Here is a 13,798-nt window from a genome sequence, read left to right as displayed (position 1 = left end):
TATCAGGTTTGGTTAAAAAGAATCACCCCTCCCCAACCCTCCTCAATGTGTTGGGGAAGGGGCAATATTTTAAGTTTCTACCCTTTATAAGGGGGGATTAAGGGGGGTCTATTCCTCAAGATTCGCTAGAAAATCCTCTAGTACTTGATAGCAATTGTTCGTAATCTTTTGGTGTATCAATATCGATATTCCCTAGTGGAAATGGGATAGAAAAAACTTCATTTAGGTTATTATTAATAACTTTTTTTGCGCCTGAAGTTTCTTTTAAAGTAGCAAGCTCTAAAAAAAATGCCTGATTAAATAAAGCAGGTACACCTAATGTATCTCCATATTCACAGGCAATAATCGGTTTTTTTGTCAAATAATATGTATCAACAAGTTGATTAATAATTTGGTGAGAAACAAATGGCTGGTCGCAAAGTGTAATAACTACTGCTTCTATTTGTTGTGGAAGATTATTTAAAAATTCAATACCGCTCTTGATTGAAGCACTCATTCCACAAGCCCAATCTAAGTTTTTAACTACTCTAACGGGAAGTTGTTGAATTTGAGGATGAATCTGCTCTGCATTGGCTCCAAGTACTACTACCACAGGTTGACAAACTGATGCGATCGCCATTTCTGTAATATATTGCAACAAACTACGTCCTTGGTAAAACAATAGTTGTTTCGGTGTACCCATCCGTGTAGATGCGCCAGCAGCAAGAATCATAATCGCTACGGTTGATTCTTCGTTGTCTATAGCAGTCATAAAAACTATGTGGTAAGTAGCAAGTTTGAGTTGCTTTCATGAGATTGGTGAATCGGTTGATTGCGATTTCTTAAAAAATTACCATTGCGGTTTTTTAGCACTGCTTGAATTTCTGCAATAATCGCGATCGCTATTTCTTCAGGTGTATCTGCTCCGATGTCAATGCCAATCGGGCCATGCAATCTAGTTAATTGTTCAGTAGTATAAACTATTCCTTGCGAACTCAAATCTTCAAGCAATCTTTCAGTACGCGCCTTTGGGCCTAAAACCCCTATGTATCGTGCAGGAGATGACAGTAACGTTTTCAATATTTCCAGGTCATCAAGGTAATTATGCGTCATCACTACAGCAACTGTGTTGGCATCTATAAATACCTGTTGATGTATAATTTCTCGCCGAGTCAGAATCACATCACAAGCTATTGTAAATCGCGCTCTAGTTGCCTCATTAGCTCGACAATCAACTACAGTAACGTCCCAACCTAATGCTTGAGCAAACTGGGCTACGGGTACAGCATCATAACCTGCACCAAATATTATTAAAGGCGTAGGTGGTTGGATGACTTCAATAAAAACTTCGGCACTGCCTAAAGGTAACTGATAGTTTTTTACACTAGATTTTTGATTAGTAAAAGTTGCTTGAGTATCTGCAATCAAAGATTGAATTAAATTCGGATCTTTGATATCAGTGATAATTTTACCATTTGGATACAGCAGCAAACGAGATCCAAGTTTTACATCTACCCTGCCTTCAAAGGCAAAAACTGTAGCAATAATACCCAAATGTTTTTTATGAAAGCACTCCTGTGTAAAAGCGATCGCATTCGGAGAACTTTCTGTTTCAAGACGTTCAATCAGAACTTGCACTGTTCCATTGCATCCCAGACCAAAGCCCCAAAGAATATCTTCCGAGGCGGTGTTATCGTAAGTCACAACAATTGGTTCGCCGTCTGACATTCGTTGTTGAGTATGCTCAAATACGTCATTCTCTAAGCAACCAGCGCTGATTGTTCCAATCATCCGACCTGTATCTGCCATCAACATTTTGGCACCCGGTCGGCGATAGGTTGAACCTTGAGTTTTAACTACAGTGGCAAGAAAAGTGATTTCACCATTTTTTTGACTTGACTCGAAGCCTTCTAAAATTGCTTGTAATTCGTTCATTTGATTGCTGATTTTTCTGTTTTTAGCAGTTTATAAACTTGAGTAACAGTCCCAATGAAAACAGTGTGATGACTGTGCGATTGTACATTGCTGCTAGTCTCAAATACTCCTTCTATTTGCCGCCCATTAATGATTACAGTATATATGTTAGATTGAGGTGCGTTGTTTACTGCCGCAGGCATCGTGGTCTTATGCTATCCAAGATAAGCAAAAACACTAATGAAATCATGCTCCGCAGGATAGTTGTCAAATTTAGTCATTTATCTATTATAAGAGTTAGCACGGAATATTGATTTCCGTGACTAAAGTTTTGGCAAAGTACTTTAATTATTCCAAAAGTATTAATTTGAGACTCTTTATTTTCATAAGAAGTCTATTTTGTTCAATTAAAATATCTATCTACAGGCTGAATTTAGTTTGAACATCAAAGTCTGGATTTTTATGAGCAAACCATGCCAAAAATGGATAAATAGTAACCCAAGTTGCATGATTATCAAGTTGTAGGCGCTTACCAGACAGGGAGCTTTCATCGACGGCTGGGTATTTTATTACTGGTAAGTGCTTAGGAAAAACGATATTTTTCTAGCAATTGAGCAATTGCTTTTCTCTCTTGTGTACCTCTAGGCACAATACGATCAATAAAAGGTGAAACCCTTATCAGTAATTTTAGTTTATACCAATGAAAACTCAGTAAATATCAAGCAATAGGATAAATATTAAGCTTGGGTTAAGAAATTTAATTTTAATTGTAGAGCATGACACTTTATACTTTAAAAGATGAATCAAATTTCATATAAATTGCTATTTATTTGTGATAGCAGCAGTTGTTAATCTTCGCTGAACACGAGAGCGTTTGTCTTTAATGTTACCGGAGGCATCGCAGCAAAGTAACTTAAGAAACAAGAAAAACCTATTCTTTTAGAAGTAATGAAAAATAGCAGCAAGAAGCAGGTTGACTGCGTAGAAAAGCTGAAGGTACTGGCAGATGAAACTCGTCTAGCAGTATTAGAACTTCTGATCGACAGTCCCAAACACGTGGGAGAGATGAACGCAATTTTGGGCTTGGAACAAAGTCTGCTCTCCCATCATTTACAAGTTCTGCGTTGCTCCCAGTTGGTTGTGCGATGTCTACGACGGGCTACGCCTACGCGTGATGGGAAAGCAGTTCTCTACCGCTTGGCTCCAGAGGTGGAAGTAACTAATGGCAAAGCTTTGAAAGAAAGCTGATTGTGACGCATAACCTAGCGCATCGCGGATCGAGTTGCTCTGTTCTGGGTGCAGTCAGGTGTTGGACAATTGATTGAGTCAGGTTCAGTGCAGCAAATTTTTGAGTATCCCCAACATCCCTTGACAGCAGCTTATGTTACGGGTGCAAGAAGTTGATTTAAAAAATATAGAAATAGAGAATTTTATGTTATCATTCGTGCCGCAGGAAATGAAAGACCCTGCTCCTTATAATCTTTTGACAAGCATTGTTGCTCCTCGCCCAATTGCCTGGGTGTCCACAATCAGTGCCTCTGGAATTGCCAATCTTGCCCCATACTCGTTTTTCAATGCAGTAGCAGGTTTTCCACCAACTATCATGTTCTCAGTTGCATACCGTAGACATGAGCCAAAAGAAAAAGATACGTTACGCAATATTCATGAAGTTGATGAATTTGTGTGTCATGTGGTGGATGAAACACTGTCTCAGGCAATGGTTCAAACCGGAACAGAATTTCCTTATGGAGTTAACGAGTTTGAAAAAGCAAACTTAAAAGCTATTCCTGCTACAGATGTCCGACCATTGCGGATTGAAAACTCACCAGTGGCAATGGAGTGTAAAGTCACACAAATAGTTTCAGTGGAAGGAACCAATAATGTGATGGTATTGGGTCGAGTGTTACGATTTCATGTGCGTGAAGACCTATACCGCCAAGATTTGGGGTTAGTTGATACTGTAAGGATGCGGCCGATTACGCGCTTAGGTGGGCCAGTTGAGTATACAAAGATTGGGCAACTATTTGAGATGACAACTCCAAAGGTATGATCGGATGTTAATTGACCACAAAGAAAAAGGTACAGAGCAAGTAATACCAAATTTGGTAAGTGTCTTTTTCATTAATATTCAAAATTTTTAAGATTATCTCACCTTACTCAAATTCTAAAATCAAAAACCAAAAATAATTTAATTGTTTCACAACACCAAAAATTTTACCCAATGCCCAATGCCCTTCAGGAGTGCTGAGTAAAGAAATGGAGAATCTCACTTCTTTACTCTAAGCCAAGGAACTCGAAACGGGCTAAACGCCCCGCTTTCGCTAACGGAACTGTTTTGCCCAATGCCCAATTCCAAATTCCCTATTCATTCATGTTACGGTAAGTCGCAACAGCAGAAGGCGATATCCGGTTCAAATATCGGAAGATCCAATACTTAAATATGGTATCTAAAATCACCGGAAATGTAGCGATAAATAAGAAGATAAAATTTCTATCTGCTGGTAATCCCCAATGGCGTGATACTCCTTCTAGCAGTACTTCCCAGCCATGAGGAGAGTGGAATCCTACAAAGATATCAGTAAACAAAATAATGATAAATGCCTTGGCACTATCACTAAGTCCATAGACAATATTATCAAAGAAATCTTTTAGCACAGCAATAGAAGACTTGCTAACTAGCAAAAGCCAGATAAAAGCAACTACCGATAAAATATCTGCAAAAATGTTTTTGATTGCACCAGAGCTTTCGTGACGAAATTCTTCAGCCAGTTCTTTTGCCTTATTTTTCATTTCAGTTTCCATCTGCTCAGGCGACAGTGGAGGAGCTTTGATAATGAAATTTTCAAACTTGAGCTTTTCTTCAAATCTTTGTAATTCTAAAAGGGCTTCCTCTTCCATTTCTGAATTGATAAATATCTCCATTTCCTGAGTGTTTCTAAATCTCTCAATAATTGGGCCGACTACGAAAGTTTTTGCTATTTGATGCGTTAGAAGTGGTACAATAATTAATAATAAAATAAACCTAAGAGATATTATTGTTCTTTTTTGAGTTTGACGAAAATTCTGAATTACTTCTTGTTCAGAATTAGGGTCTAATTCAACTTGCAGACGACTGATAGTACTTAAAATAGAGCGAGGTAAAACACCTGTTGTATCAGTTTTACTCTTGGCTTTTGGTTTATTATTTAAGTCTTGATTTGATATTTTGGGTGGTAGTGTTGGAGTTTTGACGAGCAGCGATTTGTCGTCAGATATTACAGAGTTAACTGGTATTGGAGGTTTGACTACTAAAGCTTTAGAAGTTGTTTGATCGAAACTTGTTGTGTATTTTGATGTAACTTGATCGATATAGTTTAGCTTTTCCAAAACTAAAGAAGGACTTAGATACTCTATACCTGCTTTTTGGGCAGCTTTTTGATTCTCTTCATTTAGAAACCAACGGCTTCCTCTAAACTCCGTCAACCGCATCCTGGTAATTTTTAATAGCTTGTTGAGGTCTGACTCAAAATAATCCATCACACTGCTACTGTACATGGCTGAGTCAATGTCTATTTTATTACCATTGAAATGCTTATCTTCGATTTCCTGAATCTTTAATGCTGCATCGTAAGCTTGATGTAAAGAACGTTCAGGAGTCTGTAAGTACCATCGATAAGCAGCAAGTAAGAAAGAATAGATTTTTTGACTAAAAACAGAGTTTTTCATTGCAGACAATCATTCAGCATTATTTGATGACTATTAACCTTAAGTTAACGCACGAGGTATACTAACAAATCTACAAGGAGAAAGTTTGTGGTTTCTCATTCGGTTTGGATTGTTGGCACTAGCCGCAGTGGTAAGACGGCTCGCTTGGTAGAGCAATTTTGTAATTGGGTTAAATCAGAAAATTCATATATTGAATCATTTTATACGAAAAAATCAGGACGAAAAAAAACTGGTCGTATACCGGAATTTTTAGATATTAAACAGACAGAGCCGGGAGTTTTAGTTTTAGCTGCCAATGATGATAATCGTCGAGAATTAGGAGATATAATTGTTACATCTACTTTGGGTAAATATCCGGTTCGTGCCAAGACACCACTAGGTTTTTTTCAAGATGAAGTTGTTTTATTTTGGCCGTTGTTAATTAACTCGTTGAACCTGAAGGCCCAGTTTCCGGTAAGATTGCGACCAGAAACGGAGCAAGAGTTAGCAACCAAACTTTGGCGTCCCCAATTAGACGAAGAAATTTTACGTCTTGCGGGAGTGAATGAATCTCGCTTGGTGCGTCGCATCTTGGACTTATTACAATTAGCAGCTTATAGTGGTATACCTTGCGAAGATATTGCCCGGATTTTAGCCAAGGGTTTTGGGGAAAATACCACAACTTTAGAGCCGGAATTTTTGGCATCTTTGCTACTAGATTGGCGTAATTGGTGTTTAGAGAGGGGGTTACTAACTTATGGGATTATTACCGAACTTTACAGTCAGCATTTGTTAAGCGATCGCCATTACCAACAGCACTTAACTAAACGTTATCAGGCAATACTAGCGGATGATGTCGATGACTATCCAAGCGTCGCGCGTCTTTTGTTTGAGTTGTTATTAGATCGCGGTGCAGTTGGCGCGTTTAGCTACAATCCTGATGGTGCGGTGCGATTGGGATTGGGAGCAGATCCCAACTACCTAGAAGGGTTAGCAGAGCGTTGTCGGGTAGAAATCTTGAATGGGCCGCCTCCAGAGTCTCTGAGCGAACAACTAACTGAACAGATGGTGGAATTAGTCACTTCCCCGATGGTACTGTTGAGTTTACCAAAAACAGTGCATTCAATTCAAACCACCTCCCGCGCCCAATTATTGCGGCAAACAGCAGAGGTAATTGCTAATGCTATCCAATCACAGCAAGTGCAACCAGAACAAGTGGCGATTATTGCACCAGGTTTAGATGCGATCGCTCGTTATACTCTAGTAGAAATCCTCGTCAAGCAAAATATCCTAGTAGAATCGCTAAATGACCAACGTCCCCTAATTAGTTCGCCCGTCATTCGCGCCTTACTCACCATACTGGCACTAGTTTATCCCGGCTTGGGCCGACTCGTAGATCGGGATGCTGTTGCAGAAATGCTAGTTGTATTGAGCAGGAAACAACAACCACCTGAAAACTCTATAGACGCGATAAATCGCGTTTCTACTGATATTGACCCGGTACGTGCTGGTTTGATTGCAGATTACTGCTTTGTACCCCATCCCGATCGCCCCAACTTGCTACCAGTGTCAGCCTTCGAGCGCTGGGATCGAATCGGCTATGCAGCGACTACAGCCTATAGTGAAATATTACAGTGGTTAGAACAGCAGCGATCGCAACAAGAATTGCGGTTAATTCCTAGTCCCATTTCTCTTTTGGACAGAGCAATTCAACGTTTTTTGTGGAATGGAAGTAATCTTCCCTACGAACAACTAGCAGCATTACGGGAATTACTAGAAACCGCTCAACATTACTGGGAAATTGACACCAGATTACGACAAATTACCCCAGTTGAGACAACACCTCAGACAACTATTATTGAATTCATTCAATTACTGCGACGTGGGACGATTACCGCTAACGCCTACCCTGTGCGTCCCATTGGTGGAGCGAGAAAGGCTGTCACCTTAGCAACTATATTTCAATATCGATCTAGTAGGCGATCGCACCAGTGGCATTTTTGGCTGGATGCTGGTTCACCCCTATGGGCGAAAGGTGGTGCAGCGACTTTGTTCGGTGCGCCGTTTTTCCTCCGAAACAGATTAGGCGAACCTTGGACAGCAGAAGATGAGAAATTAGCAGAAGAACAACGACTGCAAAGGATTTTGACAGATTTAGTCTCTCGTGTATCGGGGAGAATTTATTTGTGTCACAGCGATTTAGCTGTGAATGGACAAGAGCAATTAGGGCCGTTGTTACCCTTAGTAAATGCTTGTGTGACAGTTATTTCTGAGGCTAATGTTAATTAGACTTCTTGGCATTGTAGGGAAAAGGGAAAGGGATGTAATTTCCCCAAACCCAGTAACCTTTACCCTTTCCCCAACCGGAGAGCAGAAGTTATATTACTATCGATCAAGGAGGTTGACTCATTAGTGCAAATTAGCTTAAGTTATCTACGTAATATATGATATAGCCGTAGTCACATAGGTTAGGACATTTTAAAAAAGTGAAAGCTAGGAATAGTAATAGTTTTACCTCCTGCCTCCAGCATAGCTGCCTTCTGCCTCCTGCTATATTTAGATAATATATGACTATATTAATTGTCTCCGGCGTCCTTGCACTTGTAGTCGCTGGATTAATGGTAGGGAACGAAATCACAGTCGGTTTTTTCGTCCACCCGCAGCTATGGAAGCTCGATGACGCTACACATGTTAAAGCAGTCCAACCGCTAGCACGTATATTTGGTGCGTTCATGCCCTTCTGGTACGCTGCTACCCTTATCACTTCATCTTTTTTTACTTATCAGTTGCATACTCTCTCCAACCCCATATTTTTCTGGTTTGCCATTGCAGCCACCGTGATCTGGCTTGTTAGTATTATCTGTACTATCGCTGCTCTGGCACCAATTAACGACGAGGTTGCTAAATGGAATTTGGGGAACTTACCCAAAAACTGGAAAGAAAGGCGTAGACTTTGGGATAATCGTCATGCAATTCGGGTGATTGCATTGCTTATCGCATTCATTTTCCTGACAATTGCGTGCGTTGGAAGGTAAACTCAAGCCATTCATATATGCACGAAGCTGTCTACCCATCCTTTTAAAGGATAACGGCAGTCAGGTTACTAGACCGTTACTATAGTCAAAATAGCCTGTATTAATACTTCTAGCTCAATTGGTTTAGAAATATGCTGTTGAAATCCGGCGGCTAGTGCTTGTTGTCGGTCGATTTCTCCGGCATAAGCAGTTACGGCGATCGCTGGAATTTCTCCACCTCGATCGGGTGACTGGTTTCTAATTTGACGAATTAGTGTGTAGCCATCCATATCGGGCATACCAATATCACTAATTAACAAATCAAATTTTGCTTGCTCCAAACTGTTTAGAGCATCATGTGCTGAGTCCGCTTCAGTCACTTGTGCGCCGTACTGTTCTAGCACGAAGGCAATGAACTCGCGCGAATCTTTGTTATCGTCTACAAGCAGCGCTTGTAATCCATTGAGATTGAAGTCTGAGCGATCGCCATCGGCAGTATTATCTTGATTCAATTTTGAAGCCGCGAGCAATGGAAGTTTAACTGTAAACACTGCTCCTTGCCCTTCTCCAGGACTGGCTGCTTGAATAGTTCCGCCGTGCAATTCCACCAAATGACGCACGATCGCTAACCCTAATCCCAACCCGCCAAATTTTCGCGTCGTTGTCCCATCGGCTTGACGGAAGTAGTCAAAGACGTAGGGCAGAAAGTCACTAGAAATACCCCTACCAGTGTCGCTGACAGTGATTTGAGTGTATTCCGTAGGATGAGTATCTACTTGATCATTTATACTTTCTAACCGCACCTCTACTCGACCACCCTGTGAGGTAAATTTAATTGCGTTAGAGAGTAGATTCCAAATAACTTGTTGCAAACGACCAGAATCACCCAACACTTGTCCAACGTTCGGTTCAAATATTGTTTGAATCTGAATGGATTTAGCTTCAGCAGCCAGCCGCACGGTTTCAAGGGCAGCTTTGATGGCAAAAGTTAAACCAACTGGAAGTGTGTTTAAACTCAATTTACCTTGGAGAATACGCGAAACATCGAGCAAATCTTCGATTAGTTGTGCTTGCAGTTTGGCGTTGCGCTCAATGGTTTCGAGGGCGTACTGAGTTTTAGCTGCGTCTTGGTGACTTTTTTGCAGAATTCTTGCCCAACCTAGAATCGGATTCAGGGGCGATCGCAATTCATGGGATAGTACTGCGAGAAACTCATCTTTAATGCGGTTGGCTTGCTGCGCTTGTTCAGTCTGTTGCTGCAAAGAAATCATCAGTTGATTGAGGCGATCGTTCTGCTCTTGCAGCAAGGCTTCTGCTCGTTTGCGTTCGGTAATATCAGATAGGGTGAAAACGGCACCTGTGAGAGTCCCATGCTCATCAAGTACCGGGTCGATCGTTTTGGCAAACCACCGTTCTTGCGACTGTAATTCGAGTCTTTGCCGTTGATGAGTTTCTTTTGCACGGCGAAAACAAGCGCCATCGCCGATTCCCAATTCTGCGCCCATCAATTCATGGTGAGCACAACCCAAGATTTCGTGGGAGGGCTTGCCAAAAAGCTTGATCATCGCTCGATTACAGCGCAGAATTATCCCTTCTGAGTCTACCAAAGATACGCCATCTTTCATCGAGTCAAAGGTGGTTTGCCACTCCCGCGCTGAGGACAAAGCAGCTTCCTCCGCCCGACGAATTCGTAGGAGCGATCGCACAGTGGCAAGCAGTTCAATCGGTTCAACGGGTTGTGCTAAATAGGCATCAGCACCACTGTCCAAGCCTTCTGCTTTATCTTGACTTTGGACAAAACTTGCAGAAAGGTGTAGCACAGGGATAAAAGCCGTTTCGGGGTTTGCCTTAATTTGCCGACAAACTTCAAAGCCACTGATATCTGGTAGTTGCACATCTAAAATTACTAAGTCAGGCTGAAAGTTAGCAACGGCTTTTAATCCTGCCGCTCCGGTTGGCGCTTCTTGAACACCAAAACCTGCATTTTGCAAAATACGGCTAACAACGTAACGATTGGCTTCGTTATCGTCAATATGTAGGATCGTAACCCGTGGCTCAGACATGACTATTTTCTTCCTTGAGAACAAGTCCGGCTTTCACGAGCGCATCTTGAAGTTGAGCGATCGCCGTCCTTTGAGAGCCTGTTTCTTTGGAAACAATCGCAATGCTTTGTTTCGCTAACCAGTTCTGCGCTTCTGCATCCAGTTGAGCAGATGAGTGGACAATCACAGGAATTGACTGAGTGAGGGAATTGTTCTTAAGCTGCTTGAGTACATCAAATCCGCCAATCTCTGGCATCTCCAAGTCCAACACGATCGCGTTTGGCTGCTCTTGTTGTGCCAAATTTAATCCTTCTTGTCCGTTTGCGGCTTCTAAAACACTCAACGGTGTATTTATCAATAATTGTTTCACAATATACCGATAAGCGGGGTCATCGTCAATTAACAACACTTTTTGAGGCTTGTTCTCAGTAATTAGCGTATTCAGTTTGTTCAACAACGGCAATCTGTCTACTGGCTTAATTAGAAAACCGTCTGCTCCTAGTGCCAGTGCTTGCTTCTCGTTATCAATGATCGTAATCACGAGTACAGGGATAGTGCGAGTTGTTTCATCTCCTTTGATTTCTCGCAAGAACGTCCAGCCGTTTTGCCCCTCCAGCAGAATATCTAGGATAATCGCCGTCGGTCGAAATTGTTGTAAGGCAAGCCTTGCCTGAGCGAGGGTGCGGGTGGCAATCAATTGATAGATTGATTCTTGAAGGTGCTTTTCGTAAATAAATAGAGTTTCTGGATGATCTTCAACCACCAAAATGGGCAGGCGAGTTGACTCAACTAATACGATTGGTTGCAATCCAGTGGTCAATTCGGTGGCATCTGGGTAGACAATCGGAATCAATGCTGTAAAGGTAGAGCCTTCACCAGGCTGACTTTTCATCGAAATGGTGCCGCCGATTAGCTCTGCTAGCTTGCGCGATAACGGCAATCCTAACCCGGTTCCCTTCACCTGCTTTTGCAGAGGTGACTCAATTTGCATAAAATCCTCAAAAATCCGCTCTTGATCGGCGGGAGCAATGCCGATGCCCGTATCAGATACAGAGAAGGTCACGCTATGACCCGTTTGTACAGCGCTGACGCGCACCTCTCCCTGCTCGGTAAATTTAAGCGCATTCGAGACAAAGTTTCTCAAAATTTGAGCAACTTTTCCCTCATCGTTATAGAGCGGCGGAATCCCTTCAGGTTCCTCGACAATCAGCGCTACAGAGGAGCCTTGAACCAATAATGGGCGTAGCATCCCCCGTAGCGTGCCAAACAAGTCACTCACTTCAAAAGAACTGGGATGCACTTCAATTTTTCCAGCTTCCACTTTTGCCAAATCCAGCAAGTCATTGACCAATTCTGATAATCCGCTTGCCGCCTTTTGGATGAATGTCACCTGCTTTTCTTGCTCAAGGGTCAAATCGCCATCCATCCGCGCCAGCAGCATCCGAGAGAGGGAGAGAATCGAGTTGAGGGGTGTGCGAAACTCGTGGCTCATGTTCGAGAGAAAGCGGGTTTTTAGCTCGTTTACCTGTTGCAGAGAGCTTGCCTTCTCATCCAGTTCTGCATAGAGGGCAACCACACCGCGATTGGTATCTTCCAGTTCTTGATTGAGTTGGTTCAGTTCTTCCTCACGCTTGCGTAGCTCTGCCATTGCCCGGAGTAATTCCTGGTTCTGCTGCTGGATTTCTTGATAGGGATTTTCGGGCGATTGCCCAATTACAGTTTCTCGAATCTGCTGCAATTGCAAATCGGTGAAAGTAGGCGTGCGCTTTGACAACCTTTTGCCGATTATTACCGTTGTTCCTTGCTTCGGCGGCGATTCAATCTCGAAGAAATCCATTAACTTGCGGGTGCCGACGATGCCTAGCCCCATTCCTGTTTTAGAGGTGTAGCGTCCGCTCAAAATGTCTGCTAAATCAGGAATGCCCCCACCTTGATCTTGAATCCGAACCAAAAACGCCTGAGGCTCTCCTTCCACACAGAATTCGACCGTTCCGCCTTTGCCATATTGAAATGCATTGCGGGCAATTTCGGAAACTGCCGTCGCTAATCGCGCCCGGTCTTGAGCATCAAAGCCCAACTGCTCGGCGATCTCACGAGTTCGTTGTCGAGCTTGCACAACATCCTGTTCGTACTGGATGGCGATCGTAAAAATGCTTGTCATTTGCCCATTCCTTTGGCGACTAACACTGTCACATCGTCTCGCTCTCGATTAAAGTCTCGATATAGCACGCCTGCAATCAAACTGGGATGTTTTTGCATCAACCCTGGATAGCGATCGAGCTGCCACTTAACGCCTAATCCGTCAGAATGCATAATTAAAAGTCCGTTGGCATACCAAGAATAGCTAAACTCTTGAATTTTGAGGATTTCATGTCCGACCGTGCCAGTGTGAGACAGCAGATTGTGATGCTCAGTAAAAGAGAAAATACTGGCAGCAATATTGCCAATTCCAGCAAAGCAAAGAGACTGTTGTTCAAAATCGATTTCGGCAATGGCGAGTGCTGCTCCGCGTGTACTTCGCAAAGCAGCGTGGGCAGCTTCGACGATCGCACCAGGAGAACGCTGATAATTTTCTTGAAACATTCTCACGGCTGCTTCCGAAGCACTAGCAGCCGCAGGCCCATGCCCTAAACCATCGGCTACTAACAACAGACTGCGACAATCATCGACTTCACAAGCCCAGGCATCTCCAGAAACTTCTTCTCCTCGTTTGGGCAAACAGATTGCTCCAATTTCTAAAATCTTTTCAGACAGATGAGGTGCTGGGCCTAGCCAGAGGTGAGCCAAAAGCGCTGTTCCTTGGTTGGGAATGGAGTAAATTTCAAAAAAACCAGAAAGGCGACGAATTGCCCCCATTCCATTGCCTAAAGTTCCGGCTGTGGAAAAGCCATCTTGCAAACACTGATCCACATCCACCATTCCCCGTCCTTTATCTAGCGATAAGATTTCAATGCCGATTCTGGAATGTTGCTCAAGCGATCGCAGCAGCACTACTCCACCGTGGGCGTGCTGCACCAGATTGTTAGCAACCTCTGTCACCACAATACCAACCTTGCTCCGTTCAGTTTCTTTAAAGCCGAGCTTAGTTGCCAAAGCGATCGCAGCTCGACGAGCTTCTCCGGTCTGGCTGGATTCAGTAATTGTAATGGCAACAGATTTTCCCAT

11 protein-coding genes are annotated in these 13,798 nt (G+C 42.7%); 4 read left to right on the top strand and 7 right to left on the bottom strand.

The genetic code is table 11. From position 1 onward, the window contains the following. Positions 1-115 precede the first annotated feature (115 nt). Genes V7K79_RS10425 through V7K79_RS10415 form a run of 3 tightly spaced genes read right to left on the bottom strand, consistent with a single transcriptional unit; the run spans position 116 to position 2,096 of the window. Positions 116-751, bottom strand: a complete 636-nt coding sequence (locus tag V7K79_RS10425) for a nucleotidyltransferase family protein (RefSeq protein WP_335047269.1) — start codon at positions 749-751, stop codon at positions 116-118. Positions 752-756: 5 nt separating this feature from the next. After that, the gene (locus V7K79_RS10420) at positions 757-1,914 is read right to left on the bottom strand and encodes an XdhC family protein (RefSeq protein ID WP_335047267.1); all 1,158 of its coding nucleotides are present in this window, start codon (positions 1,912-1,914) and stop codon (positions 757-759) included. Beyond that, positions 1,911-2,096, bottom strand: coding sequence for a hypothetical protein (locus V7K79_RS10415; protein WP_335047265.1), 186 nt, complete (start codon positions 2,094-2,096; stop codon positions 1,911-1,913). Before V7K79_RS10415 ends, V7K79_RS10420 begins: the two co-directional genes overlap by 4 nt. A 745-nt stretch (positions 2,097-2,841) precedes the next feature. Here V7K79_RS10415 and V7K79_RS10410 point away from each other — a divergent pair. Both V7K79_RS10410 and V7K79_RS10405 read left to right on the top strand, forming a co-directional pair. Then, on the top strand, positions 2,842-3,141 hold the full coding sequence (locus tag V7K79_RS10410; protein ID WP_335047263.1) for an ArsR/SmtB family transcription factor: 300 nt from the start codon (positions 2,842-2,844) through the stop codon (positions 3,139-3,141). A 184-nt stretch (positions 3,142-3,325) separates the two neighbouring features. Then, entirely contained in the window at positions 3,326-3,943 is a 618-nt protein-coding gene (locus V7K79_RS10405; RefSeq protein ID WP_335047261.1) for a flavin reductase family protein, read from the top strand. Between the two features lie 311 nt (positions 3,944-4,254). Here the strand turns inward: V7K79_RS10405 and V7K79_RS10400 are convergent, their stop codons facing one another. Further along, the gene (locus V7K79_RS10400) at positions 4,255-5,598 is read right to left on the bottom strand and encodes a proton extrusion protein PcxA (protein WP_335047259.1); all 1,344 of its coding nucleotides are present in this window, start codon (positions 5,596-5,598) and stop codon (positions 4,255-4,257) included. 87 nt (positions 5,599-5,685) lie between these two features. Between V7K79_RS10400 and V7K79_RS10395 the strand changes: the two genes are divergently transcribed. Both V7K79_RS10395 and V7K79_RS10390 read left to right on the top strand, forming a co-directional pair. Next, positions 5,686-7,866 (top strand): recombinase family protein, encoded by a 2,181-nt coding sequence (locus V7K79_RS10395; RefSeq protein WP_335047257.1) that lies wholly within the window; start codon positions 5,686-5,688, stop codon positions 7,864-7,866. A gap of 278 nt (positions 7,867-8,144) precedes the next feature. Next, positions 8,145-8,612: a DUF1772 domain-containing protein gene (locus tag V7K79_RS10390; RefSeq protein ID WP_335047255.1), complete on the top strand. Its 468-nt coding sequence runs from the start codon at positions 8,145-8,147 to the stop codon at positions 8,610-8,612. Between the two features lie 68 nt (positions 8,613-8,680). On the opposite strand, the gene V7K79_RS10385 is transcribed toward V7K79_RS10390, so the two are convergent. Genes V7K79_RS10385 through V7K79_RS10375 form a run of 3 tightly spaced genes read right to left on the bottom strand, consistent with a single transcriptional unit; the run spans position 8,681 to position 13,798 of the window. Further along, positions 8,681-10,654, bottom strand: a complete 1,974-nt coding sequence (locus V7K79_RS10385; protein WP_335047253.1) for a hybrid sensor histidine kinase/response regulator — start codon at positions 10,652-10,654, stop codon at positions 8,681-8,683. Next, positions 10,647-12,794 carry an ATP-binding protein gene (locus tag V7K79_RS10380; protein WP_335047251.1) on the bottom strand — a complete coding sequence of 716 codons (2,148 nt, stop codon included), beginning with the start codon at positions 12,792-12,794 and terminating at the stop codon, positions 10,647-10,649. The genes V7K79_RS10385 and V7K79_RS10380 overlap by 8 nt, the downstream gene beginning before the upstream one ends. Next, positions 12,791-13,798 carry an ATP-binding SpoIIE family protein phosphatase gene (locus tag V7K79_RS10375; RefSeq protein WP_335047249.1) on the bottom strand — a complete coding sequence of 336 codons (1,008 nt, stop codon included), beginning with the start codon at positions 13,796-13,798 and terminating at the stop codon, positions 12,791-12,793. The genes V7K79_RS10380 and V7K79_RS10375 overlap by 4 nt, the downstream gene beginning before the upstream one ends.

This window comes from Nostoc sp. (assembly GCF_036917575.1).
Lineage (GTDB): Bacteria > Cyanobacteriota > Cyanobacteriia > Cyanobacteriales > Nostocaceae > Nostoc.
This window is presented reverse-complemented; position numbering and strand designations above follow the sequence as displayed.

Bases quoted from the DNA above. Each gene is read 5' to 3' on its own strand.
- V7K79_RS10425 (WP_335047269.1), bottom strand. From the start codon at position 751: ATGACTGCTATAGACAACGAAGAATCAACCGTAGCGATTATGATTCTT.
- V7K79_RS10420 (WP_335047267.1), bottom strand. From the start codon at position 1,914: ATGAACGAATTACAAGCAATTTTAGAAGGCTTCGAGTCAAGTCAAAAA.
- V7K79_RS10415 (WP_335047265.1), bottom strand. From the start codon at position 2,096: ATGCCTGCGGCAGTAAACAACGCACCTCAATCTAACATATATACTGTA.
- V7K79_RS10410 (WP_335047263.1), top strand. From the start codon at position 2,842: ATGAAAAATAGCAGCAAGAAGCAGGTTGACTGCGTAGAAAAGCTGAAG.
- V7K79_RS10405 (WP_335047261.1), top strand. From the start codon at position 3,326: ATGTTATCATTCGTGCCGCAGGAAATGAAAGACCCTGCTCCTTATAAT.
- V7K79_RS10400 (WP_335047259.1), bottom strand. From the start codon at position 5,598: ATGAAAAACTCTGTTTTTAGTCAAAAAATCTATTCTTTCTTACTTGCT.
- V7K79_RS10390 (WP_335047255.1), top strand. From the start codon at position 8,145: ATGACTATATTAATTGTCTCCGGCGTCCTTGCACTTGTAGTCGCTGGA.
- V7K79_RS10385 (WP_335047253.1), bottom strand. From the start codon at position 10,654: ATGTCTGAGCCACGGGTTACGATCCTACATATTGACGATAACGAAGCC.
- V7K79_RS10380 (WP_335047251.1), bottom strand. From the start codon at position 12,794: ATGACAAGCATTTTTACGATCGCCATCCAGTACGAACAGGATGTTGTG.
- V7K79_RS10375 (WP_335047249.1), bottom strand. From the start codon at position 13,798: ATGGGAAAATCTGTTGCCATTACAATTACTGAATCCAGCCAGACCGGA.